The sequence below is a fragment of the Streptomyces sp. FIT100 genome, from assembly GCF_024584805.1.
GTDB lineage: Bacteria > Actinomycetota > Actinomycetes > Streptomycetales > Streptomycetaceae > Streptomyces.
The window spans coordinates 5,593,132-5,617,902 of sequence record NZ_CP075715.1; the positions used below are offsets into that span (position 1 = coordinate 5,593,132).

20 protein-coding genes and 1 riboswitch are annotated in these 24,771 nt (G+C 71.5%); of the genes, 10 read left to right on the plus strand and 10 right to left on the minus strand.

Going from position 1 to position 24,771, the window contains the following annotated elements:
• Window positions 1-7: 7 nt before the first annotated feature.
• From KK483_RS25265 to glgX, 5 genes are all read right to left on the minus strand, one after another.
• A complete protein-coding gene (locus KK483_RS25265; protein WP_262007514.1) occupies window positions 8-2,023 on the minus strand; it encodes a M4 family metallopeptidase in 2,016 nt (671 codons plus the stop codon).
• Between the two features lie 367 nt (window positions 2,024-2,390).
• Entirely contained in the window at window positions 2,391-3,212 is an 822-nt protein-coding gene (locus KK483_RS25270; RefSeq protein ID WP_262007515.1) for a hypothetical protein, read from the minus strand.
• A 38-nt stretch (window positions 3,213-3,250) separates the two neighbouring features.
• A complete protein-coding gene (locus KK483_RS25275) occupies window positions 3,251-5,068 on the minus strand; it encodes an ABC transporter ATP-binding protein (protein WP_262007516.1) in 1,818 nt (605 codons plus the stop codon).
• Window positions 5,065-7,230 carry an ABC transporter ATP-binding protein gene (locus KK483_RS25280; protein WP_262007517.1) on the minus strand — a complete coding sequence of 722 codons (2,166 nt, stop codon included), beginning with the start codon at window positions 7,228-7,230 and terminating at the stop codon, window positions 5,065-5,067. The genes KK483_RS25275 and KK483_RS25280 overlap by 4 nt, the downstream gene beginning before the upstream one ends.
• Before the next feature lie 69 nt (window positions 7,231-7,299).
• Window positions 7,300-9,579 carry a glycogen debranching protein GlgX gene (glgX, locus tag KK483_RS25285; protein ID WP_399014849.1) on the minus strand — a complete coding sequence of 760 codons (2,280 nt, stop codon included), beginning with the start codon at window positions 9,577-9,579 and terminating at the stop codon, window positions 7,300-7,302.
• Window positions 9,580-9,857: 278 nt separating this feature from the next.
• Between glgX and KK483_RS25290 the strand changes: the two genes are divergently transcribed.
• The 6 genes from KK483_RS25290 to KK483_RS25315 all read left to right on the plus strand — a co-directional run bounded on the left by KK483_RS25290 (window position 9,858) and on the right by KK483_RS25315 (window position 16,416).
• Complete coding sequence (locus KK483_RS25290) at window positions 9,858-10,253, plus strand: signal peptidase I (RefSeq protein ID WP_262007518.1); 396 nt, start codon at window positions 9,858-9,860, stop codon at window positions 10,251-10,253.
• Between the two features lie 187 nt (window positions 10,254-10,440).
• Window positions 10,441-11,670 carry an Ig-like domain-containing protein gene (locus tag KK483_RS25295; RefSeq protein WP_262007519.1) on the plus strand — a complete coding sequence of 410 codons (1,230 nt, stop codon included), beginning with the start codon at window positions 10,441-10,443 and terminating at the stop codon, window positions 11,668-11,670.
• A 198-nt stretch (window positions 11,671-11,868) separates the two neighbouring features.
• Entirely contained in the window at window positions 11,869-13,173 is a 1,305-nt protein-coding gene (locus KK483_RS25300) for an Ig-like domain-containing protein (RefSeq protein ID WP_399014854.1), read from the plus strand.
• Between the two features lie 112 nt (window positions 13,174-13,285).
• The gene (locus KK483_RS25305; RefSeq protein ID WP_262007520.1) at window positions 13,286-14,053 is read left to right on the plus strand and encodes an enoyl-CoA hydratase/isomerase family protein; all 768 of its coding nucleotides are present in this window, start codon (window positions 13,286-13,288) and stop codon (window positions 14,051-14,053) included.
• Between the two features lie 180 nt (window positions 14,054-14,233).
• Window positions 14,234-14,821 (plus strand): ATP-binding protein, encoded by a 588-nt coding sequence (locus KK483_RS25310; RefSeq protein ID WP_262007521.1) that lies wholly within the window; start codon window positions 14,234-14,236, stop codon window positions 14,819-14,821.
• Between the two features lie 455 nt (window positions 14,822-15,276).
• Window positions 15,277-16,416: a YncE family protein gene (locus KK483_RS25315; protein ID WP_262009690.1), complete on the plus strand. Its 1,140-nt coding sequence runs from the start codon at window positions 15,277-15,279 to the stop codon at window positions 16,414-16,416.
• Between the two features lie 19 nt (window positions 16,417-16,435).
• On the opposite strand, the gene KK483_RS25320 is transcribed toward KK483_RS25315, so the two are convergent.
• Window positions 16,436-17,077, minus strand: a complete 642-nt coding sequence (locus KK483_RS25320) for a GNAT family N-acetyltransferase (protein WP_262007522.1) — start codon at window positions 17,075-17,077, stop codon at window positions 16,436-16,438.
• A 72-nt stretch (window positions 17,078-17,149) separates the two neighbouring features.
• On the opposite strand from KK483_RS25320, the gene KK483_RS25325 reads away from it, so the two are divergent.
• Window positions 17,150-17,365 carry an EF-hand domain-containing protein gene (locus KK483_RS25325; RefSeq protein WP_262007523.1) on the plus strand — a complete coding sequence of 72 codons (216 nt, stop codon included), beginning with the start codon at window positions 17,150-17,152 and terminating at the stop codon, window positions 17,363-17,365.
• A gap of 113 nt (window positions 17,366-17,478) precedes the next feature.
• Here the strand turns inward: KK483_RS25325 and KK483_RS25330 are convergent, their stop codons facing one another.
• From KK483_RS25330 to gcvT, 4 genes are all read right to left on the minus strand, one after another.
• Entirely contained in the window at window positions 17,479-18,846 is a 1,368-nt protein-coding gene (locus KK483_RS25330) for an L-serine ammonia-lyase (protein WP_262007524.1), read from the minus strand.
• A 138-nt stretch (window positions 18,847-18,984) separates the two neighbouring features.
• The gene (gene glyA / locus KK483_RS25335; protein WP_262007525.1) at window positions 18,985-20,259 is read right to left on the minus strand and encodes a serine hydroxymethyltransferase; all 1,275 of its coding nucleotides are present in this window, start codon (window positions 20,257-20,259) and stop codon (window positions 18,985-18,987) included.
• An 8-nt stretch (window positions 20,260-20,267) separates the two neighbouring features.
• On the minus strand, window positions 20,268-20,645 hold the full coding sequence (gene gcvH / locus KK483_RS25340; RefSeq protein WP_262007526.1) for a glycine cleavage system protein GcvH: 378 nt from the start codon (window positions 20,643-20,645) through the stop codon (window positions 20,268-20,270).
• Window positions 20,646-20,742: 97 nt separating this feature from the next.
• Entirely contained in the window at window positions 20,743-21,858 is a 1,116-nt protein-coding gene (gene gcvT, locus KK483_RS25345; protein WP_262007527.1) for a glycine cleavage system aminomethyltransferase GcvT, read from the minus strand.
• Between the two features lie 150 nt (window positions 21,859-22,008).
• A riboswitch (glycine riboswitch) is annotated at window positions 22,009-22,106 on the minus strand.
• A 128-nt stretch (window positions 22,107-22,234) separates the two neighbouring features.
• Between gcvT and KK483_RS25350 the strand changes: the two genes are divergently transcribed.
• The 3 genes from KK483_RS25350 to KK483_RS25360 all read left to right on the plus strand — a co-directional run bounded on the left by KK483_RS25350 (window position 22,235) and on the right by KK483_RS25360 (window position 24,710).
• Entirely contained in the window at window positions 22,235-22,900 is a 666-nt protein-coding gene (locus tag KK483_RS25350) for an ATP-binding protein (protein ID WP_262007528.1), read from the plus strand.
• 167 nt (window positions 22,901-23,067) lie between these two features.
• The gene (locus KK483_RS25355; protein WP_262007529.1) at window positions 23,068-23,844 is read left to right on the plus strand and encodes an enhanced serine sensitivity protein SseB; all 777 of its coding nucleotides are present in this window, start codon (window positions 23,068-23,070) and stop codon (window positions 23,842-23,844) included.
• Between the two features lie 83 nt (window positions 23,845-23,927).
• On the plus strand, window positions 23,928-24,710 hold the full coding sequence (locus KK483_RS25360; RefSeq protein ID WP_262007530.1) for an enhanced serine sensitivity protein SseB C-terminal domain-containing protein: 783 nt from the start codon (window positions 23,928-23,930) through the stop codon (window positions 24,708-24,710).
• Window positions 24,711-24,771 lie beyond the last annotated feature (61 nt).

Here is a 24,771-nt window from a genome sequence, read left to right on the forward strand (position 1 = left end):
GGCGGGTCTACGGGAAGGTCAGCTTCACGCTGTTGATGTACCCGGTGTCGTAGCGCGCCACGTCCTGGACCTTCAGTTGCCAGGTGCCGTTCGCGACCTCGCTCGACGCGTTGACGGTGTACGTCTCCACGACGTTGTCCGCGGAGTCGCTGCCGCTGGAGTTCTTCAGGCGGTACGCGGTGCCGTCCGGGGCCAGCAGGTCGATGACCAGGTCGCCGCGCCACGTGTGGACGATGTCGACGCCGACCTTGAGGGCGGTGGGGGCGTTGCCGGTACGGCCGGTGACGGCCACCGCGGAGGTGACGGCGGCACCGAGGTCCGGGATGGCGACGTCCGCGGTGTTCTCGAACGACGTACCGGTCTCGCCGCCCGGCCGGGAGCCGACGTTGATGGCGGCCCAGGCGTCGGCCACGGCCTTGTACTCGGCGCTCGACGTGCCGTACAGCTCACCGGCCACGGCGAGCGTGCCGGTGCGCGCGCCCGCGTAGTTCGTGGTCGAGTTGAACTTCGTCGTCAGCGCCTTGAACCAGATCAGCGACGCCTTGTCGCGGCCGATGCCGGTGACCGGCAGTCCGTCGGAGGTCGGCGAGTCGTAGTTCACGCCGTTGACGGTCTTGGCCCCGCTGCCCTCGGAGAGCAGGTAGTACCAGTGGTTCGCCGGGCCCGAGGAGTAGTGGACGTCGATGCCGCCGATGCCCGAGTACCAGGCGTCCTTGGACGAGCCGTCCTTGCTCGGCTTGTCCATGTAGCGCAGCGGGGTGCCGTTGCCCCGGATGTCGATCTTCTCGCCGACCAGGTAGTCGCCCACGTCCTGGGCGCTGTCGGCGTAGAACTCGACCGCCGCCGCGAAGATGTCGGACGTCGCCTCGTTGAGGCCGCCGGACTCGCCGCTGTAGACGAGGCCGGCGGTGTTGGAGGTGACGCCGTGCGTCATCTCGTGCGCGGCCACGTCGATGGAGGTCAGCGGCTTGGTGTTGCCGGAGCCGTCGCCGTAGGTCATGCAGAAGCAGCTGTCGGACCAGAAGGCGTTGACGTACGCGTTGCCGTAGTGGACCCGGGAGTACGCGCCGACGCCGTCGCCGCGGATGCCGTTACGGCCGTGCACGTTCTTGTAGTAGTCCCAGGTGAGCGCGGCGCCGTAGTGCGCGTCGGCACCGGCGGTCTCCGCGTTCTGCGGGGTGCCGTCGCCCCAGATGTCGTCGCTGCCGGAGAAGAGCGTGCCGGTGCCCGACGTACCGCGGTTGAGGTTGTACGTCTTGTGGCCGCCGCGGCCGGTGTCGGTCAGGGTGTACGAGGGCGCGGTGCCGAGGGTCACCTGACCGCTGTACATGGTGTTGCCGGTGCCGGTGTGGACGGCCTGCCACTCGTAGAGCTTCGCGCCGGTGGCGGCGTCGGTGACGACGTGCAGCTCGTTCGGGGTGCCGTCGTGCTGGAGGCCGCCGACGACGGTCTCGTAGGCGAGCGTCGGCCTGCCCTGGGCGAGCCAGACGACCTTGCGCGGGGCGCGGTCGGCGGCGGTCTTCTTCGAGCCCTCGGCCTGCGCGGCGGCGAGCGCCTGGCGCTCGGCCGCGGCGGGCGCGACGTCGGCGGTGGTGTCGACGTTCTTCAGCGCGGCGGCGGACGCCTTCGTGACCGACTCGGTCCTGCCGGCCTTCGTCTCGGCGACCACGAGGTCACCGCCGAGGACGGGGAGCCCGGCGTAGGTGCGCTCGTAGCGCGTGTGCGTGGTGCCGTCCCGGTCCTGGACGACATCGCGGACGACGAGCTTCTCCTGGGCGCCGAGGCCGAGTTGGGCCGCCGTGGCGGCCTTGGTGGCGTTGGCCTCGCGTATCAGCTCGGCCCGCTGGGCGGGGGTGAGCTGCGCGGGCAGGGCGCCGGGGTCGGCCACGGCGGCGGTGCCAGGGGCGGCGGAGGGGCCGGCGGCGGTGGCGGAACCCGACTGGATGCCGACGGCGAGCAGGGCGGCGGCTGCGAAGAGGGCGCCGGTCGCTGTGGCGCGACGGCGGTTGGGCGTGGGTCTCACGCGGACTCCTTCTGCGAGGGGGGTCAGGGGCGGCTGGGTGGGCCGCCCGGCAGAGCACGGAGCGTGTGGTGCGTGGAACGGGGGAAGAGTGGCAGGCCGAGACAGGCCCTGTCAGGAGCGCGTCAAAAGATTGGCCGGAAACCGTCCGTTCGCCGAAACGTCATGTTCGTTAAGCGGACGTTTCGCCGATCAACACCGCGAAGCCACCGGGCAGGTGGACGGGCCCGGAAACGCAGGGCATGCCGGGATCCGGACCGTCGCCGCCCCGCGGGGGCCGGGAAGGGGAGCAGAGGGTACGCGCCACCACCCGCGGGCGGGCGCGGCGTGGCGCGTTCCGCGCGGCCACAGGCGCCGGTCGTCCCGGGACTCAGGCGGCCGGCCCGGAGTCCCCGGTATCCGTGGGGTCGCCGGTGTCCGTGGGGTCCCCGGCGTCCTGAGGAGCCCTGGCGTCCCTGGGGTCCCCGGCGTCCCCGGCGTCCCTGGGGTCCACCCACAAGGACTCGGCGAGCCCGCACAGTTCGCCCTCCGCCGTGGTCAGCGCCACCCCCATCACATGCTTGCGGCCCGACTCCGAGCGCAGCCACGCGTACGAGATGTGCGGCGCGCCCACGCGCACCGGGCGCAGGAGCGCCCCGGTGAGCGCGGCGGTGACCGCACCCGGGCGCTGGGTGCCGAGGAGGCGGCCCGCCCAGAGCCCCGGGCAGTCCAGGGTGCCCCAGGCCAGCCGGGGCGGGAGGAAGCCGCCCGGACCGGCGAGCACCGGGTCCGGGACCCAGCCGGTGGCGACGAGGCCGCGGCCCGGCACCGGCGAACAGTGCTGGCGCAGCCCCCGGTCGGAGGCGCGCAGGCCGCAGCCGAAGCAGTCGACGACCCCGGCCGGCGGCGCGGCCCGGAACGCCTCGGCCGCCGCCACCGCTTCCTCCCACGAGGGCGCCCCTGGCGCGTCCAGGGAGAGCTCCGCCGGGGCCGCGGTCGCCAGGGCCCGCCCGGCGTCGCCCAGCTCGGCCCCGCCGCCCGCCGTCTCCGCGATCCGCACCGGCACCTCCACGGGCACCGGCCCGCGGAAGTCCACGCGCACGGCCTTCGCCCCGGAGCGTTCGGCGAGCAGCCCCGCGACGTAACCGCCGAAGGCCACCCCGGGATAGCCGACGTACAGCCCCGGCACCACGATCGCGTCACTCGTCGTCATGCCCCCACCTCACCACATTCCGCCGGGCCCGACGCACGTCAGACCAGGCTGTCCTGCCACGCCCGGTGCAGGTCCGCGAACCGGCCGGTGGCGCCGATGAGTTCGGCCGGTGTGCCGTCCTCCACCACCCGGCCGTGCTCCATCACCAGCACCCGGTCCGCGATCTCCACCGTGGAGAGCCGATGGGCGATCACCACGGCCGTCCGGCCGCGCAGCACCGTGTCCATCGCCCGCTGGACCGCCCGCTCGCCCGGGATGTCCAGGGAGCTCGTCGCCTCGTCGAGGATCAGCACCGCCGGGTCGGCGAGCAGCGCCCGCGCGAAGGCGACGAGCTGGCGCTGGCCGGCCGAGATCCGGCCGCCCCGCTTGCGTACGTCCGTGTCGTAGCCGTCCGTCAGGCCGCTGATGAAGTCGTGGGCGCCGATCGCCTTCGCGGCGTGCTCGATCTCCTCGCGGGTCGCGTCCGGCCGACCGATCGCGATGTTCTCGGCGACGGTCCCCGAGAACAGGAACGCCTCCTGGGTCACCATCACCACCCCGCGCCGCAGTTCGGGCAGGGCGAGGTCGCGCAGATCGACACCGTCGAGGAGGACGCGGCCCTCGGTGGGGTCGTAGAAGCGCGCCAGCAGCTTCGCGAGCGTGGACTTGCCCGCGCCGGTGGAGCCCACGACCGCCACGGTCTGCCCGGCGGGGATCGTCAGACCGAAGCGGGGCAGCACCTCGCCGCCGGTGCGGTAGGCGAACCGGACGTCCTCGAAGACGACGGAACGGCCCGGCCCGGCCGTCCCGGTGCGGGCGGGCAGGTCCACGGGACGGGCGGACTCGGGCACGGACGGGGCCTGGGCCAGCAGCCCGGCGATCTTCTCCAGGGACGCGGCGGCCGACTGGTACGAGTTGAGGAACATGGCGAGCCGGTCGATCGGGTCGTACAGCCGCCGCAGATACAGCACCGCGGCCGCCAGGACGCCCAGCGCCAGGGTCCCCTCGGTCACCCGGTGCGCGCTCCACAGCACGATCCCGGCGACGGCGGTGTTGGCGACCAGCCGGGAGGAGACGACATAGCGGGCCATCTCCAGGAGCGCGTCGCCGTTGGAGCGGGCGTGCAGGTCGTTGAGCGCCCGGAAGCGCTCGTCGTTGGCGCGCTCGCGGCGGAAGGCGCGCACCGGTCGGATGCCGTTCATCGTCTCCGCGAACTTCACGATCACCGCGGCGATCGCCGTGGACCGCTCGGCGAACACCGCGCCGGCGCGGCGCTGGTAGAGCCGGACGAACAGATAGAGCGGGACGAAGCTGAGCACGGCGAGGCCGCCGATGCCGAGGTCCAGCCAGAGCAGCATCGCCGAGATGTAGACGAAGGCGAGGATGACCGCGATGAGCTCCTGGAGCCCCTCGCTGAGGAGCTCGCGGAGCGACTCGACGTCGGTGGTGGAGCGCGAGATCAGCCGGCCCGACGTGTACCGCTCGTGGAAGTCGACGCTGAGCGCCTGGGCGTGCCGGAAGATCCGGCCGCGCAGATCGAGCAGGGCGTCCTGGTTGACCCGGGCCGCCGCGCGGATGAAGGCGTACTGGAGGACGCCGGAGGCGATCGCACACAGCGCGTAACTCGCGCCGACGGCCACCAGTGGGCCGTGGTCGCCGCGGCGCAGGGCCGGCACGCCGCTGTCGATGGCGTACGCGACGAGGAGCGGGCCGGCCTGCGCGGCGGCCTGCTGGAGGAGCAGGAGGAGCGCGGCGAGGGCGACCCGGGCGCGGCGCGGCGCCAGCAGCGACCGGAGCAGGGCGCCGGTGGCGCCCTCGGGCGCGGGCAGGGAGTCCCGGTCGAACGGATCGCCCGGCGGGCTGCTCGGTGACGTCATCGGGCTGCCTCCTCGGCGTGGCGGCCGCCCGACATCAGCCAGGCGTACTCGGCGTTGTCCCGCAGCAGTTCGTGGTGGGTGCCGACGGCGGCGATCCGGCCGCCGGACAGCAGTGCGACGCGGTCGGCGAGCAGCACGGTCGAGGGCCGGTGCGCCACGACGAGGGCGGTGGTGCCCTCAAGAACGCGACGGAGGGCCGCCTCCACGAGCGCCTCGGTGTGCACGTCGAGCGCGGAGAGCGGATCGTCCAGGACGAGGAAGCGGGGGTGCCCGACGACCGCGCGGGCGAGGGCGAGACGCTGCCGCTGGCCGCCGGAGAGGCTGAGCCCCTGCTCCCCGACCTGGGTGTCGACGCCCTGTGGCAGCGCGTCCACGAACCCGGCCTGCGCCACGTCGAGCGCCCGCCGCACCCCCTCGTCCCCGGCGGACTCGGCGCCCATCCGCACGTTCTCCCCGACGCTCGCCGAGAACAGCGTCGGCTCCTCGAACGCCATCGACACCAGCCGCCGCAGTTCCTCGCGCTCCATCGCCGCGATGTCCCGCCCGTCGAGTGTGATCCGGCCTCCGGTCACCTCGTACAGCCGCGGCACGAGCGCGGTGAGCGTGGTCTTCCCGGATCCGGTCCCTCCGACGAGGGCCATGGTCTCGCCGGGCCGCACCTGCAGATCGATCCGCCGCAGCACGGGCACGGAATCCGCTCCCGCGTCCGGGTACCGGAACTCCACGCCCTCGAAGACCAGTCCGCCGTCCGCCGCGGCGGCCTTCCCGTTCCCGGCACCGAGGCCGAGGCCGACGCCGACACCGAGGCCGATGCCGGGCGCCGCGGCCGTACTTCTGCGGTGTGCACCGCCGTCCGCCGCGGCCGTGTCGGCGGCCTCATCGGTGCCGCGCGGTCCCGCACTGCCTCCTGCGCCGCCGGGCGCCGCGCCCGCCGTGGGCGAAGTCCCGGCCGCGGCATGCGTGTCGGTCGCGCCGTCCGCCCGGTCGGGCCGGGGACCGCTGTCCGCGGCCCCGCCCGGCGGTCCCCCGTCCCGGGTAGGCGAGGACGGCGCGACCGCCACCCGGGATTCCGCCGGGGCGTTCATGACCTCGAAGTAGCGGTCCGTCGCCGTCGCCGCCTCCTGGCTCATCGCCAGCAGGAAGCCCATCGCGTCCACGGGCCAGCGCAGCGCCAGCGCGGTGGAGAGGAAGGCGACGAGCGTGCCGGCCGACAGGGCGCCGTCGGCGACCTGGATCGTGCCGAGGACGAGCGCCGCGCCGATGGCCAGTTCGGGGATGATCATGATGACGGCGAAGATGCTCGCGAGCAGCCTGGCCTTGACGAGTTCGGTGCCCCGCAGCCGGCGGGCCAGGGCGCGGAAGGCCGCCGCCTGGCTGCGGTGGCGGCCGAAGCCCTTGATGACGCGGATGCCGAGCACGCTCTCCTCGACGACCGTCGTCAGATCACCCACCTGGTCCTGCGCGGTGCGCGCGACCGCCGAGTAGTGCCCCTCGAAGCGTGCGATCAGGAACACCAGCGGGGCCACCGGCGCCAGCAGGACCAGCCCGAGCGTCCACTGCTGCGCCAGCAGGATCCCCGCGCCGACCAGGATCGTCACCCCGTTGACGAGCAGGAACGTCAGCGGGAAGGCGAGGAACATCCGCAGCAGCATCAGGTCCGTCGTGCCGCGCGACAGCAGCTGCCCCGACGCCCACCGGTCGTGGAAGGCCACCGGGAGCCGCTGGAGATGGCGGAACAGATCCGCTCGCATCGCCGCCTCGACCCCCGCCAGCGGCCGCGCCACCAGCCACCGCCGGAAGCCGAAGAGCAGCGCCTCGGCGAACCCGAGCAGCAGCAGGTACAGCGCGCCCAGCCACACCCCGCGCGTGTCCCGCTCGGCGACCGGTCCGTCCACCATCCACTTGAGGACGAGCGGGATCACCAGGCTCAGACAGGACGCGACGACCGCGACGAACGCCGCGGTGAACAGCCGGGCCCGCACGGGCCGTACATACGGCCACAGCCGGAGCAGCGAGCGGACGGCGGACCGCTTTCCGGCGGCCTCGGCTCCGGTTCCGGCCCCGGCCTCGGCTCCGGTTCCGGCCCCGGCTCCGGTTCCGGCCTCGGCCCCGGCTTCGACTTCGGCATCGGCTTCGGCGGCGACTTCGTCTGTTCTGGACATCAGGCGCGAGCCTACGGTTCACCACTGACAGTGCCCACCGGATTTCCCCCCGCCCGGTCGGCGCCGCCGCTACCGCTTCACCCGCAGCAGCAGCACCGACCTGGCCGGCACCGTCACCTGCTCGCCGCCCCGGTGCACCGTCCCCGGCGCCTCCGCCTGGTCCTCCAGCGAGGTGTCCACGACCAGCTCGTACGCGTCCGCCCACGGCGGCCCCGGCAGCTGGAAGCCCAGCGGCCGGTGCCCCGCGTGGAGGACCGTCAGAAAGCTCTCGTCCGTGACCTGCGCGCCCCGCGCGTCCCGCCCCGGGATGTCGCGGCCCGAGAGGTAGAGCGCGACCGTCGACGCCGGCGCGTACCAGTCCTGCTCGGTCATCTCCGTGCCGCGCGCCGTGAACCACGCCAGGTCCCGCAGCCCGTCCGCGGTCTGCGGACGGCCGGAGAAGAACGCGCGCCGCCGCAGCACCGGATGCGCGCCGCGCAGCGCCAGCAGCCGGGAGACCAGCGCCGGCAGACCGCCGGCCCCCTGCTCGTCCCGCAGCGACCAGTCGATCCAGCTGACCTCGTTGTCCTGGCAGTACGCGTTGTTGTTGCCGCCCTGCGTACGGCCCATCTCGTCGCCCGCGACGAGCATCGGCACGCCCGTGGACAGCAGCAGGGTGGTGAGCAGGTTGCGCAGCTGCCGCCGCCGCAGCGCGTTGACCCGGGGATCGTCGGTCTCGCCCTCCACACCGCAGTTCCAGGCGCGGTTGTCGTTCGTGCCGTCCCGGTTGCCCTCGCCGTTCGCCTCGTTGTGCTTGCGTTCGTACGAGACCAGGTCACGCAGGGTGAAGCCGTCGTGGGCGGTGATGAAGTTGACCGACGCGTACGGCCGCCGCCCGCCCCAGGCGTACAGGTCGCTGGAGCCCGAGAGCCGGTATCCGAGGTCCCGTACGTCGGGCAGCGCGCCGCGCCAGAAGTCCCGTACGGCGTCCCGGTAGCGGTCGTTCCACTCCGTCCACAGCGGCGGGAACGCGCCCACCTGGTAGCCGCCGTTGCCGACGTCCCACGGCTCGGCGATCAGCTTCACCCGCCGCAGCACCGGGTCCTGGGCGATCACCGCGAGGAACGGGGACAGCATGTCGACGTCGTGCATCGAACGCGCGAGCGCCGCCGCGAGATCGAAGCGGAAGCCGTCCACACCCATCTCGGTGACCCAGTAGCGCAGCGAGTCGGTGATCAGCCGCAGGACGTGCGGCTGGACGACGTGCAGTGTGTTGCCGCAGCCGGTGTAGTCGGCGTACCGGCGGGCGTCGGACTGGAGGCGGTAGTAGCCCCGGTTGTCGATGCCCTTGAGGCCGAGCGTCGGGCCGAGCTCGCCCGCCTCGGCCGTGTGGTTGTAGACGACGTCGAGGATGACCTCGATGCCCGCCTCGTGCATCGCCCGCACCATCCGCTTGAACTCGCCGACCTGCTGCCCGGCCGTCCCCGAAGCGCTGTACGCGGCGTGCGGCGCGAAGTAGCCGATCGAGTTGTAGCCCCAGTAGTTCTTCAGCCCGCGCCGCAGCAGATGGTCCTCATGGGCGAACTGATGCACCGGCAGCAGCTCGACCGCCGTCACACCGAGCCGCACCAGATGGCCGATGGCGGCCGGGTGCGCGAGCCCCGCGTACGTGCCGCGCAGCTCCTCGGGGATGTCCGGGTGGAGCTTGGTGAAGCCGCGCACGTGCAGCTCGTAGATGACCGAGTCGGCCCACGGGGTCTTGGGACGGCGGTCGTCGGCCCACTCGTCGTCGGGCGCGTCGTCGTGCACGACGACGCCCTTCGGGACGTACGGCGCCGAGTCGCGGTCGTCGCGCACGGTGTCGGCCACCTGCTGCTGCGGCCAGTCGCGGACGTGCCCGTAAACTTCGGGCGGCAGCGTGTACTCGCCGTCGACCGCACGTGCGTACGGGTCGAGGAGCAGCTTCGCCGGGTTCCAGCGGGCGCCGGTCCACGGATCCCAGCGGCCGTGCACCCGGTAGCCGTACCGCTGCCCCGGCCGGACGCCCGGCACGAAGCCGTGCCAGATCTCGTGCGTCAGTTCGGTCAACGGCAGCCGGGTCTCGGTCCCCGACTCGTCGAAGAGACACAGGTCGACGGCCTCGGCCCCGCCCGCCCACAGCGCGAAGTTGGTGCCCGCGACCCCGTCGGGACCGACCCGGAACCGCGCACCCAGCGGGGTCGGCGCACCCGGCCAGACCGGCGGACCCGACGCCTCCACCCCCGGTGTCCCGTCGTCCCTGCGCCGTCCGTTCAGAACCGGACGGCGCTCCACGGCAGGGGAGGACGGCCCTCCTTCCCGCACTGCCTCCTGCTCGGCTGCGCTCGACACGTGTCGGCCTCCCGCGGCTCGTCGGCCCCCGCGGGCTGCGGCGCACGGCGTCCCGGCCGCGGCGCCCCGCGCGTGGTCCTCCCACCTGTTCTGCCCGCGCTGTGCTACTCCCAACTTGACTTCTCCCTCTTAGTTGACGAGGGGGACTCTGGTGGACGCCGTCCCGTGCTCTGCGCGTCGCCGGACATCGACGTCGATCCCCATGCGGGGATCACCCTTCACCCATCGTGCTGGTCGCGCCGTAAGCGGCAGGACGGGCGCGTGTACCGTCCGGATCCATGGACGACGGCGTGTACGTGGGCAACGCAGGCAAGGACGCGGCGCTGGACCGGGGATGGCTGCTCGGACATTTCAAGAATGCCGGTGATCCTCGCCAGAGCGATGCCGTAGAGATCAAGTGGGGCGTCCACCCGCGTGGTGACGAGCGCGCCCAGTGGGTGCGGGGCGAGGAACGCACCGCTCTCCTGGTCCTCATCAGCGGTCGCTTCCGCGTCGAGCTCCCTGGCCGCAGTGTGCTGCTGGCGCGTCAAGGCGACTACGTCGTGTGGGGGCCAGGTGTGGATCATTCCTGGGGCGCGGAGGAGGAGTCGGTGGTGCTCACGGTGCGGTGGCCGTCCGTACCCGGATACGCAGTGCCGCAGGAGGAGGATCGGACGGCAACGGCTCATGTGTGAGCCTCGGAGGTCGCCACCGCGGTAGCCGAGCTTCCTGCGGTTGCGGATCCGGTCTGCGGGGACCGGGATCGTCGCCTCGGCCAGTCCACTTTCGCAACAGGCCCTGGCTCGCGTACCCGTACGAGGGGCCCGGTCGTTGGGCGGGACGTGCTGTGTCTCTGCGACGACCCCCCACGAGGTGACTGAAGTGAGCAACGCGGTGAGACGGACGAGGGCCGGGCTGGCCGCCGTCTTCGTATGGACGGGACTGCTGGTCCTGCTGACGGGCTGCACGGGCGGCGAGCCGAGCGCCGGGGGCAAGCCGCGGTCGGCCGCCGACCACATCAGGATCACCCCCGCGGACGGTGCGAAGGACGTGGCGCCGGACGGGGGCGTGGAAGTGAGCGTGCCCAGTGGCCGGCTGGAGCGGGTCAGGGTCACGCGGATCGAGGACGCCGAGCCCGCCGAGATCCCGGGCGGCATCTCCGGGGACGGGCTGCGGTGGCGGCCCGACGACCGTGCGCGGCTCCAACTGGCCGCCAAGTACCGCGTGGACGCGGTGGCGCTCGACGGTCACGGCAGGCGCTCCGCCCGGCACAGCACCTTCACCACGCTGGTGCCCGAGCACCGCCTGATCGCCTACTCCAAGCCGGAGAACCGCTCCACCGTCGGCACCGGCATGATCGTCTCCATCACCTTCAACCGCGAGGTCACTAACCACGCGGCGGTGCAGCGCGCCATCCGGATCACCGCCGACCCGCCGGTGGAGGTCGTGGGCCACTGGTTCAGCAACGGCCGTATCGACTTCAGGCCGCGCACGTACTGGAAGCCGGGCACCAAGGTGAAGGTCGGCCTGGGGCTGCGCGATGTGCAGGGCGCTCCGGGCGTGTACGGCATCCAGGACAAGACCTTCGCCTTCACCGTGGGCCGTTCGCAGATCTCCACGGTCGACGCGGAGCGGCACATCATGGAGGTGCGCCGCGACGGCGATCTGATCGCGACCCTGCCGGTCACGGCGGGCGCGCGGAAGACGACGACGTACAACGGCACGATGGTGGTCAGCGAGATGTTCGACGTGACCCGGATGAACGGGGCCACGGTCGGCTTCCGGAACAGGAAGACCGGCAAGAGCGAGTACGACATCAAGGACGTGCCGCACGCGATCCGGCTCACGACGTCGGGCACCTTCCTGCACGGCAACTACTGGTCGCGCGCCGACACCTTCGGCCGGGCGAACGTCAGCCACGGCTGCATCGGGCTCCGCGACGAGCAGGGCGGCAGCGAGCTGAGTCCGGCCGGGTGGTTCTTCGACCGCACGCTGATCGGCGACATCGTGAAAGTGGTCAATTCCCGTGACCGGACGGTCGCTCCCGACAACGGTCTGAACGGCTGGAACATGGACTGGGCGAAGTGGAAGGCCGGTTCCGCACTCGGCTGACCCCCGCCGGGCCGCATGCCCCGCCCCGGTCCTGGACATGTTGGGACTGAACGGTGACATCCGTGGGGAGTTGCCGCGGCTTGCGGTGTGATTATCTATCGCCAGGTGTGCGCAGGGAGCGCGCGTGGGGGTAGTGCCCGGCCGAGGCCGGGCCACGGGCCGTGGCGGGGCCAGGCCGTGCGAGGGGAGAGGGCCATCGTGAACGGGCAGCCGATATCGGGGGCATCGGCCGGATTCGGGTCCGGGGCAGAGGTCGGAGCAGGGGTCGGAGCAGCGGGCGGCGGCGGTCGTGGACACGGACGCGGTCGCGGACGTACGGGGGTCCTGGCCCTGGTCCTGGGGGCGTTGCTGCTGGTGACCGCGTGCGGGGGCGGGGAGGCCGGCAAGGGCGGCGAGAACGACGGCAAGGAGGGCGGCGGCCAGGCGGTGGGGAACACCGCCTCGCAGGCCGTCGTGACCATCGCCCCCAAGGACGGCGCCAAGGCGGTCGCCACCAGTGGCGCCCTCAAGGTCACCGCCGACAAGGGCAAGCTGACCGCCGTCACCGTCCAGGACGACAAGGGCAACACGGTCGAGGGGAAGATCGCCACGGGCGGCGCCTCCTGGGAGCCGCTGGCGCATCTCGCCGCCGCGACCAAGTACAAGGTGCACGCGGTCGCCAAGGACGCCGACGGCCGTGAGTCCGCGAAGGACACCACCTTCACCACGCTCGTCCCGAAGAACACCTTCATCGGCCACTACACGCCGGAGGACGGTTCGACCGTCGGCGTGGGCATGCCGGTCTCCATCAACTTCACCCGGGGCATCACCGCCCCGGAGGCCGTGGAGAACGCGATCGAGGTGACCACCGAGCCGTCGGTCCCGGTCGAGGGCCACTGGTTCGGCAACGACCGGCTCGACTTCCGCCCGGAGAAGTACTGGGCGGCCGGCACGAAGGTGACGGTCAAGCTCAACCTGGACGGTGTCGAGGGCAGGCCCGGGGTCTACGGCAAGCAGGCCAAGTCGTTCTCCTTCACCATCGGCCGCAGCCAGGTCTCCACGGTGGACGCCAAGTCCCACACCATGAAGGTCGTACGGGACGGCAAGCTCATCAAGACGATCCCGATCACCGCCGGCGCCCCGTCGACGACGACGTACAACGGCCAGATGGTGATCAGCGAGAAGTACCGGGTGACCCGGATGAACGGCGCCACCGTCGGCTTCGGCGGTGAGTACGACATCAAGGACGTGCCGCACGCGATGCGCCTGTCCACCTCCGGCACCTTCATCCACGGCAACTACTGGGCCTCGTCCGGCACCTTCGGCTCGGCCAATGTCAGCCACGGCTGTGTGGGCCTGCGGGACGTGCGCGGCGGCTGGGACAAGAAGGCCCCGGCGGCGTGGATGTACAACAACTCGATCATCGGCGACGTCGTGATCGTGAAGAAGTCCAAGGACAAGCAGATCGCCCCGGAGAACGGCCTGAACGGCTGGAACATGTCCTGGGCGGAGTGGACCAAGTAGGACCCCGCGGAGGACTCCCGCGGGCCGCTCAGGACCCGCATGACGTACGGGCCCGGTGCTGTGACGGACAGCACCGGGCCCACCCCTGTTAACGGGGACTAACCTTCCGGTCATGACCGTTTCTCTCGAAGTCTCCGAAGGCGTCGGCACCATCCGCCTCGACCGCCCTCCGATGAACGCCCTCGACATCGCCACCCAGGACCGGCTGCGCGAGCTTGCCGCCGAGGCGACCGACCGGGACGACGTGCGCGCCGTGATCCTGTACGGCGGCGAGAAGGTGTTCGCGGCCGGCGCGGACATCAAGGAGATGCAGGTGATGGACCACGCCGCGATGGTCAAGCGGTCCAGGGCCCTGCAGGACTCGTTCACCGCCGTCGCCCGGATCCCCAAGCCCGTCGTCGCCGCCGTCACGGGCTACGCGCTGGGTGGCGGCTGCGAGCTCGCGCTCTGCGCCGACTACCGGATCGCCGCCGACAACGCCAAGCTGGGCCAGCCGGAAATCCTGCTGGGGCTCATCCCGGGAGCGGGCGGCACCCAGCGCCTCGCCCGTCTGGTCGGCCCGTCCAAGGCGAAGGACCTCATCTTCACGGGCCGTCATGTGAAGGCCGACGAGGCGCTGACGATCGGTCTCGTCGACCGGGTCGTCCCGGCGGCCGAGGTGTACGAGCAGGCGCACGCCTGGGCGGCGAAGCTGGCCCAGGGGCCGGCGCTGGCGCTGCGCGCGGCGAAGGAGTCCGTCGACGCGGGCCTGGAGACGGACATCGACACGGGCCTGGCGATTGAACGGAACTGGTTCGCGGGCCTGTTCGCGACCGAGGACCGCGAGCGCGGTATGCGCAGCTTCGTGGAGGAGGGGCCGGGCAAGGCGAAGTTCCTCTGAGCCGGGCCCGGTTGGACACGCAGAGTCGGTACGTCAACCTGATGGGCGGCTTAAACAGACCTTAAGGGAAGCCTAAGGACCGCACCGGCGCAGCGCTTCGCGATCAGTTGTATGCGGTGCGTCATCGCAGGTCAGGATGGCTATCGCAGGGCTGATCTGCCAGTGTCATATGCCAAACCGATGCCCCGGAATCAAGCATTCCGGGGCATGGAATCCGCCGGAACGGCCACGGAACGTGCTCCGGGCGGCCATGATGGGGGCATGGCGGGGCTGGAGGGTAGGGAGCAACCGCGGCAGCGCGGGAGTGTGACCGCTGCGCGGTGGATGCCGGCCGTCGAGGACGAACAGGCGCTCAAGGCACTTGAGTTGTTCGGGAACCCGACGGACGAGGAGGTCAGGTTGCCGTCCCGGCCCGAGTCTGCCGCCACCGCCCGCAGGCTCACACAGAGTGTCGTACTCCGTCAGTGGGCGCTCTCCCCGCAGGTCGCCGAGCACGCGACCCTGCTCGTCTCCGAGCTCGTGGGCAACGCGGTGCGTCACACGGGGGCGCGGGTCTTCGGGCTGCGGATGCTGCGCAGGCGCGGCTGGATCCGGGTGGAGGTGCGGGATCCCTCCCGCGGGCTGCCGTGCCTGATGCCGGTGCACGAGCTGGACACCAGTGGCCGAGGCCTCTTCCTGGTCGACAAGCTCTCCGACCGCTGGGGCGTCGATCTGCTGCCGCGCGGAAAGACGACCTGGTTCGAGATGCGCGTCGTCGACCGCGCCTGACCGTCCCCGGAAGCACGAAAGCCCCCTGCTGCCGTCGTGCGGCGCCTGGGGGCTTCATGCGTGCGGCCGTGGACAAGGGGGTGTGATCCACGACCGCTCTGGAACGACCTGGCCCGGGTCAATGGGGGTCGTGTCACCGACTATGGCAGACGGGGGGCCTTCGCGCCAAAAGTCCCTACTGGATTAAATCGGTCCATAGTCGCCCAAATGGAAAGTGAATCAAAGGTGAAATGAGCCACCCGCCTCGGAAACAATGATTAGGTATGGGGCGGCGCGGGTGATCCCTTGATCCGGGTGCGATTCGAGGGTCCTGGTGGAGGAGCGACGCGCAAAGGTCCTGAAGTAGGCAAATCATTATTTTTCGCCCCTGCGTGCGTATCGTGATCACCGTGATTCGCATCGGCCGGCGCGGCGCCCTGCGCGCGCGAGTGCACACGGGCGCCGCGCTCGCCGTCATGCTTCTGGTCTCCGCCGTCGCGGCGGGCTGCACCAGCCCCGACCGGCAGAGCGGGCGCGAGTCCGCCCCGCCCCCGCCGCCGACCAGGGAGGCGGCCGCCGTCCCCGCCGGGCTGCCCGGGATGCCGCCGGTCCTGGACCCGAAGGACATCTACGCGGCCGACCGCCCCGGCCGCCTCTCGCCGACCGTCGCCGACTTCCCGTCGCGGGTGTACGTACCGAACACGCTCTCCCACACGGTCACGGTCATCGACCCGGCGACGTACAAGATCGTCGATACCATCCCGGTCGGCGACCACCCGCAGCACGTCGTGCCCTCCTGGGACCTGAAGACCCTGTGGGTGAACAACAACCGCGGCAACAGCCTCACTCCGATCGACCCGGCGACCGGCAAGGCGGGCAGCCCCGTCGACGTGCACGACCCGTACAACCTCTACTTCACGCCCAACGGCCGCCACGCCGTCGTCATGGCCTCCCTCGACCGCGAGCTCGTCTTCCGCGACCCCCACACCATGCAGACGCTCAAGACCACCCCGGTGTCCTGCTACGGCGTCAACCACGCGGACTTCTCCGCCGACGGGCGGTACTTCATCGTCTCCTGCGAGTTCTCCGGGGAACTGCTCAGGGTGGACACGGAGCGGATGGAGGTGACCGCCCAGCAGAAGCTCCCGTTCTCCGGCGCGATGCCGCAGGACGTGAAGCTCTCGCCGGACGGCAGGACCTTCTACATCGCCGACATGAAGGCCCACGGCGTATGGGTGCTGGACGGCGACCGGTTCACCACGCCGAACCTGCTGCCCACCGGCAAGGGCGCCCACGGCCTCTACGTCAGCCGTGACTCCAGGGAGATGTACATCACCAACCGCGGCGAGGGCTCCATCTCCGTCTTCGACTTCGCCCGGGACGACCTCACGAAGAAGTGGCAGCTCCCGGGCGGCGGTTCCCCCGACATGGGCGGGGTCTCCGCCGACGGCAAGGTGCTCTGGCTGTCGGGGCGGTACCACTCGGAGGTGTACGCCGTCGACACCACGACCGGCCGGCAGCTGGCCCGTATCCCGGTCGGCGACGGCCCGCACGGACTCGCGGTCTATCCGCAGCCGGGCCGCTACTCGCTCGGCCACACGGGCGTCTTCCGCTGACCCGGGGCCGGCCGGTGCCTCAGCCGGCGGCCAGCAGCGCCTCGGAGCCGACCGGCCGGTACCCCGCCTGCTGGAACGTCCGCACACTGCGTGCGTTCCCCGGAGGCTGCTGCGCCCACACGTATGCGCCGCGCGGGACCAGATGACGGGCGGCGAGCGCCAGCTCCACGCCGAGCCCCCCGCCCCGCGCCTCCAGGTCCACCTCGATGGCGGCCTCCCACCGGCCCGCCACCCCGCGGCCGAGCGCCAGCACACCGCCGTCCGTCGCCCATACCCGTACCTCGTCGCGGTACTTGAGGGCCCGCGCCACCCGGGGATGGTCCCGGTCCTCGAACTCGCGCAGCGAGAGGTCCGGAAGCCCGGACCGCCAGGGCGCGACCGACAGCAGGTCGATCGTGTTCATGGAGCGGCCGGTCCTGGCCATCAGGGCGCTCAGGAAGGCGGGGTTCATGCTCGCCGCGAGCGGATCGCCGGCCGTGGCCGCGAGTGTGGAGCGCACCCACGCGGGGTCCTCGTCCGTGAACACGACGGAGTGCGCGGTGAAGGCCAGCACGCCCGCGTCCCGCGGATCCGGCTGCGGAACCACCGTGGTCGTACCGTCCGGCGGCGGGAACTCGCCACGCGCCGCCGCCGCCAGGATCCGTACCAGCTCGTCGCTCACCCCTCCATCCTCGCGCACCGGCAGCGCCGATAGCCTGACCTCCGTCAGTAAGGCACCAAGAAGGGGTGGACAGTGGCGGACATCGAGTCGGCGCGCAAGGCCTTCGACCGTTACGACCTGAACGGCGACGGGCTGATCTCGGCCTCGGAGTACAAGAGCGTGATGGCGCAGCTGGGCGACTTCCACGTCACCGAGACGGTCGCCGCGGCCGTCATCAAGGCCAAGGACGGCAACGGCGACGGCCTGCTGACCTTCGACGAGTTCTGGGCGTCCCTCGACAAGGACTGATCCCACAAGGACTGATCCCACAAGGACCGATCCCACAAGGACTGATCCCACCGGGCGCACGCGGCGCGGCCCCCGGCGCATGTCGCCGGGGGCCGCGCCGTGTCATCACCGGATCAGCACTCGATGATGTTCACCGCGAGCCCGCCGCGCGCGGTCTCCTTGTACTTGACGCTCATGTCCGCTCCGGTCTCCTTCATGGTCTTGATGACCTTGTCCAGGGAGACCTTGTGGCTGCCGTCGCCGCGCATCGCCATCCGCGCCGCCGTGACGGCCTTCACCGCCGCCATGCCGTTGCGCTCGATGCACGGGATCTGCACCAGACCGCCGACCGGGTCGCAGGTCAGGCCGAGGTTGTGCTCCATGCCGATCTCGGCGGCGTTCTCCACCTGCTCCGGGGAGCCGCCCATCACCTCGGCGAGCGCGCCCGCCGCCATGGAGCAGGCCGAGCCGACCTCGCCCTGGCAGCCGACCTCGGCGCCGGAGATCGAGGCGTTCTCCTTGAAGAGCATGCCGATCGCGCCGGCCGCGAGCAGGAAGCGCACGACGCCCTCCTCGTCGGCGCCGGGCACGAAGTTCATGTAGTAGTGCAGGACCGCGGGGATGATGCCCGCGGCGCCGTTCGTCGGAGCGGTGACGACGCGGCCGCCCGCCGCGTTCTCCTCGTTCACGGCCATCGCGTAGAGGGTGATCCACTCCATCGCGAGCGCCTTCGGGTCGCCCTCGGAGCGCAGCTTGCGCGCGGTGGTGGCGGCGCGCCGGCGCACCTTCAGGCCGCCCGGGAGGATGCCCTCGCGGGACATGCCGCGCGAGACACAGGCCTGCATGACGCGCCAGATGTCCAGGAGACCCTCGCGGATCTCCTCCTCGGTCCGCCACGCCTTCTCGTTCTCCAGCATCAGGGCGGAGATCGAAAGACCGGTGTCGCGGGAGAGCCGCAGCAGCTCGTCACCGGTGCGGAAGGGGTACTTCAGCACGGTGTCGTCGAGCTTGATCCGGTCCTCGCCGACGGCGTCCTCGTCGACGACGAAGCCGCCGCCGACCGAGTAGTACGTCTTCTCCAGCAGCGACTGGCCCTCGGCGTCGTACGCCCACAGGGTCATGCCGTTCGCGTGGTACGGGAGCGTCTTGCGGCGGTGCAGGACCAGGTCCTCGTCGAAGTCGAAGTCGATCTCGTGGGCACCGAGGATGCTGATCCGCTTGCTGTTCTTGATCCGCTCGACCTGGTCGTCGGCGGTCTCGACGTCGACCGTGCGCGGGGAGTTCCCCTCCAGGCCCAGCAGGACGGCCTTCGGGGTGCCGTGGCCGTGGCCGGTCGCGCCGAGCGAGCCGTACAGCTCGGCGCGTATCGCGGTGGTGTGGGCGAGCAGGCCCTCGTTCTTCAGCCGGCGGGCGAACAGCGCCGCGGCCCGCATCGGGCCGACCGTGTGGGAGCTGGACGGGCCGATGCCGATCGAGAACAGGTCGAAGACCGAGATGGCCACTGGGGTACTCCTCAAAGCTGGTAGACGCCGTTGTCTGCCGGGGTGGCGCAGAAGGACGAACGGGCTGTTGCGTGGTGCGGGGCACCGCACTCACTCTCCAGTGTGCGCGGTGCCCCTTTTGTTTTGCTTACGTCTGGATTACAGACCAGGGTAGAGCGGGTGCTTCGCGGCCAGGGCCGTCACCCGCGCCTTCAGCGCCTCCGCCTCGGCCGCCCCGAAGGAGGAGGGCGCCTTCAGCACCTCGGCGATGACGTCGGCGACCTCGCGGAAGTCCTCGGCCTGGAAGCCGCGGGTCGCGAGCGCGGGCGTACCGATCCGCAGACCCGAGGTGACCATCGGCGGGCGGGGGTCGTTCGGGACCGCGTTGCGGTTGACCGTGATGCCGACCTCGTGGAGCCGGTCCTCGGCCTGCTGGCCGTCCAGCTCCGAGTGTCGCAGGTCGACCAGGACCAGGTGCACGTCCGTGCCGCCGGACAGGACCGACACGCCGGCCTGCTCGACGTCGTCCTGGACCAGACGCTCGGCGATGATCTTCGAGCCCTCCAGGGTGCGCTGCTGGCGCTCCTTGAACTCCTCGGAGGCCGCGACCTTGAAGGAGACCGCCTTCGCCGCGATGACGTGCTCCAGCGGACCGCCCTGCTGACCGGGAAAGACCGCCGAGTTGATCTTCTTGGCGAGCTCGGAGGTGCAGAGGATCACACCGCCGCGCGGGCCGCCAAGCGTCTTGTGGGTGGTCGTGGTCACGACATGGGCGTGCGGCACCGGGTTCGGGTGCAGGCCCGCAGCGACCAGGCCCGCGAAGTGGGCCATGTCGACCATCAGGTACGCGCCGACCTCGTCCGCGATCCGGCGGAAGGCGGCGAAGTCCAGCTGGCGCGGGTACGCGGACCAGCCGGCCACGATCAGCTTCGGCTTGGACTCCTTGGCGAGCCGCTCGACCTCGGCCATGTCGACCTGGCCGGTCTGGTCGTCGACGTGGTAGGCGACCACATTGTAGAGCTTGCCGGAGAAGTTGATCTTCATGCCGTGGGTCAGGTGCCCGCCGTGCGCGAGGTTCAGACCCATGATCGTGTCGCCCGGCTTCAGCAGCGCGAACATCGCGGCGGCGTTGGCCTGGGCGCCCGAGTGCGGCTGCACGTTGGCGTGCTCGGCGCCGAACAGCTCCTTGATGCGGTCGATGGCGATCTGCTCGACGACATCGACATGCTCGCAGCCGCCGTAGTAGCGGCGGCCCGGGTAGCCCTCGGCGTACTTGTTGGTGAGGACCGAGCCCTGCGCCTCCATGACCGCGACCGGAGCGAAGTTCTCCGAGGCGATCATCTCCAGGGTGGACTGCTGGCGGTGGAGCTCGGCGTCGACGGCGGCGGCGACGTCCGGGTCGAGCTCGTGGAGAGGGGTGTTGAGAAGCGACATGGTGATCCCTAGTTGCCGGAGAACTCGGTGTACTCGTCCGCGGAGAGCAGGTCCTTCGGCTCCTCCGTGACGCGCACCTTGAACAGCCAACCGCCCTCGAACGGGGCGGAGTTCACCAGCGACGGGTCGTCCACGACGTCCTGGTTGGCCTCGACGATCTCTCCGCTGACGGGGGAGTACAGGTCGCTGACCGACTTGGTCGACTCGAGCTCACCGCAGGTCTCGCCCTCGGTGACCGTGGAGCCGACCTCGGGGAGCTGGGCGTAGACGACGTCACCGAGCGCGTTGGCCGCGAACTCCGTGATGCCGACCGTCGAGACGCCGTCCTCGGCGGCCGACAGCCATTCGTGCTCCTTGCTGTAGCGCAGCTGCTGGGGGTTGCTCATGACGTGAATTCTCCTGTACGCGGGGGAGTGCTGCTGATAGGGGCTGCTGGAAGGACTGCTTCCGGCGCTGGAGGTACTGCTTCCTGCGCCGGAGGGACTACTTCTGGCGCTTGTAGAAGGGGAGCGCCACGACCTCGTACGGCTCATGAGTACCGCGGATGTCGACGCCCACGCCCTCGGTGCCGGGCGCGGCGTGCGCCGCGTCGACGTACGCGATGGCCAGCGGCTTGCCCAGGGTCGGCGACGGGGCTCCTGAGGTGACCTCGCCGATCACCTGGCCGGCGGCGACGACGGGCATCCCGGCGCGCGGCACCCGGCGGCCTTCGGCGATCAGGCCGACGAGCTTGCGCGGCGGGGTGGCGGCGGCCCGCTCGGCGGCGGCCTCCAGGGCGGCGCGGCCGACGAAGTCGCCCTCCTTCTCGAACTTCACGACCCGGCCCAGGCCCGCGTCGAACGGTGTGAGGGAGGTCGTCAGCTCGTGCCCGTACAGCGGCATGCCCGCCTCCAGGCGGAGCGTGTCACGGCAGGACAGACCGCAGGGGACGAGGCCGACGGGCTCGCCCGCCTCGGTCAGGGCCCGCCACAGCTTCTCGGCGTGCTGCGGCTCGACGAAGAGTTCGAAGCCGTCCTCACCCGTGTAGCCGGTACGGGCGATCAGCGCGGGCACCCCCGCGACGGTCCCGGGCAGGCCCGCGTAGTACTTCAGCCCGTCGAGGTCCGCGTCGGTGAGCGACTTCAGGATGCCGGGGGACTCGGGGCCCTGGACCGCGATCAGCGCGTACGCGTCGCGGTCGTCCCGTACGGCGGCGTCGAAGCCGGCGGCCCGCTCGGTCAGGGCGTCCAGCACGGTCTGCGCGTTCGAGGCGTTGGCGACGACCATGTACTCCGTTTCGCCCAGGCGATAGACGATCAGGTCGTCGAGGATCCCGCCGTCCTCCTGGCAGATCATCGTGTAGCGGGCGCGGCCGACGGCGACCCCGCCGATGTTGCCGACGAGCGCGTAGTCCAGAAGGGCGGCGGCCTCCGGCCCGGTGACGGTGATCTCACCCATGTGGGAGAGGTCGAAGAGACCGGCCTTGGTCCGTACGGCGTTGTGCTCGTCGCGCTCGCTGGCGTACCGCAGGGGCATGTCCCAGCCGGCGAAGTCGGTCATGGTCGCGCCCAGCGAGCGATGCAGCGCATCGAGGGCGGTGAGACGGGGGGTGGTGCTCATGGATAGGACTCCCAGGGCATGACTGGCGAGGACGATCCTCCCCATCTGTCATCGAAACCTGAGAGGTTCATCACGACCACATGTGCGTGTGATCACGACTTGCACCTTGGGTGGAGCCGCATGAGCTGCGACTCGCTTTTCAGATCTGCCTCATCACGCGCGGTACGGGGCCTGAGAGATTCAAGGGAGGTACTTGCTCCTTCGGCGCCCGGCGCACACAGTGGCCGGGACTCTCCCGCGCGGATTCAAGCGGCCGGTATGCAGTTGGCGCGGCCATCATTGCACGGGCGCCCGGATCAGCAAATCGCTTGTTGGTCATTACCTTTTCTTTAAGCTTCTTGGGCAGGGTCCCGAAGACCCGACAAGGGGGAGAGCGATGACGTTGCAGCGGTCAGGTGCCTATATGACGACGACAGCCCGGGCGGCGGGGCTGCCCGCGCGGCTCGGCGTGCCCGCGCGTGCGCCCGTCGTGCGTGACCTGCGTGACCGGTCGGGCCGCCTCCCGCGCAGCCTGGAGTTCGCCCACGGGGACGTGGTCGTGATCTCGGGGCTGCCCGGGAGCGGCAAGTCCACGCTGATACGGCGCGCGGCGGAGGGCGGCGGCATCGACTCCCAGGACGCCCGCGACCGCTGGGACGCGCGGATGCCCCGGCTGCTGCCGTACGCGGTGTACCGGCCGCTGGTGCGTGCCGCGCACTACGCCGGGCTGTGGCGCGCCCTGCGCTCCGGCGCCGGCGTGATCGTCCACGACTGCGGCACCCAGTCCTGGGTCCGCCGCTGGCTGGCCCGCGAGGCCCGCCGCCGCGGCCGCTCCCTCCATCTGCTCCTGCTGGACGTCGCCCCCGCCGTCGCCCGCGCGGGCCAGCGCGAGCGGGGCAGGGGCGTCTCCCCGTACGCCTTCTCCCGCCACCGGTACGCCGTCTCCCGCCTGCTCCGTGACGCGGAGCGCGGCCGTCTCCCCTCCGGCTGCTCCTCCGCCACGCTCCTCGACCGCGACGCCGCCACGGCGCTGAGCCGGATCGGCTTCACCCCGGCGGCGTGAGCGGGGGCTCCGGGCGCGGAGCCCCGGCGAACACCCAGCCCCCGCGATTACGGAGCCCGGTGAGTACGGAGCCCCCGCCCGTGGGGGCTCCGTACCGCTACCCTGCTTCCGCAGGACATCGCGGCCCGTACCGGGCCGGACGGGGACGGGGAAGCAGGGAAGACGCAGTGGACGCGCACACGACATGGCCCGCCAACGAGCTCGAAGAGGTGCTCGCCGCGTCGCTCGGCAACCCCACGGCCGGCGCACGCCTCGTCGAGGTCCTCGGCCGCAGCCACCTCTGGGTGCCGCTCCCCAACGGCGGTGGCCCGGACAGCCCCGGCCTCGACCTGCCCACCCTGGAGATCGACGGCGCTCCGTACGTGCCCGTCTTCAGCTCCCAGCAGCAGTTCCTCCTCTGCCTGGGCGACCGTGTCTCCGGCACCGTCGCCCCGGCGGTCGAGTTCGCCCGCGGACTGCCTCCGCAGCTCGGCATCGCCGTGAACCCCGGCGGCGCCGTCGGCGTCCCGCTGCCCCCGCCGGCCGTCGCCGAGCTCTGCCGCACCGGCCGCACCCCGTTCGGGGGTACCTCCCATGCCGGAGGCTATGGGGGAGGGCCGGCGAGCGGCGGCCGTGTCCGGCTGTTCGAGCCGGACTGGCAGGAGGAGCCGATCGACTTCCTCGCCGCCGCGGCCGGGGAGTTCGAGGAGACCGGCATCGTCCAGACCGCCCGCCGGGTGCTGGCGAGCATCGAGGGCGACGCGCCGACCCTGTTCATCGGCGTCCAGCTCTCCGCCTGGGAGGCCCACCACCGCACCGCGCCCATGGACGCGCTCGGCCGCGCGCTCGGCCGGGTCGCCGTGCAGTGGCCGGTCAACCTGGTGCTGCTGGACATCGCGCAGGATCCGGTCGGCGACTGGATGCTCAACCGTGTCCGGCCCTTCTACACCCGGCAGTACGCGTAGGCGCCGAGGCAGGCGTCAAGGCGGCGTCAGTACCGCCGCTTAAGCTGGTTCAGGGCAACGGCGGATCGAAGAGGGGGACCAGGGTGAGTGCGTCAGGCACCGCGGCGGCCGGGCAGGTCGAGCACATGCTGCGCCAGGTGACGCCCGGACGCTACGACGCGTACGAGGCGCTGCTCCGCGCGCTCGCCGAGCCGGCCACCGGCCGGCTCTGGATGCTGCTGTGGCACGGCAGCTCCGGCTCCCCCGACGCCCAGTACGGGAACATGGAGGTGGACGGCCAGGCGTACGCCCCGTGCGTCACCTCCCCCCAGGAGCTCGCCGCCTCCGGCTGGACCCGCGCCCACGAGGTCGTCACGGGATCCGACATCGCCCGTGCCCTCTTCCCCGACCACTGGGGCATCTGGCTCAACCCGCACGCCCCGGGCGGCGGCGTCGGCATCCCCTGGCTCGATCTGCGCCGGATCGCCACCGGCCTCGACCGGATGCCCGCGGGGCCGCTCCGGCTGGCCGAGCCCGCCGTCGAGATCCCCCAGTTCTACGCCCTGCTCACGCAGAACGCGCACCGCACCCCCGCCGTCCGCTCGTTGCGCAGGGCCTGGGTGCAGCCCGCGCTCGGCGCCCCGTATCTCGCCATCGGCCTGGATCTGTACGACACGGGTCAGCAGTCCGTCGAGAGCGTCCGCGCGATGATGCAGCAGTCGGTCGCCGCCGTCCCCGACGGGCTTCCGGTGTCCACCGTCGCCATGTCCGACGACTACGACCCGGTGGCGATGTGGCTGCGGGCCAACGCCCGCCCGTTCTACGACCGCGAGGCCCACGGCGTCCCGCCCCAGCGTCCGGGGTACGGGTACCCGCCCGCGTACTGACCGGAGAGTCCGTAACGGCCGTCCTGACCGGCCGTCACTCCGGCGTGGCGTCATCCGCCGT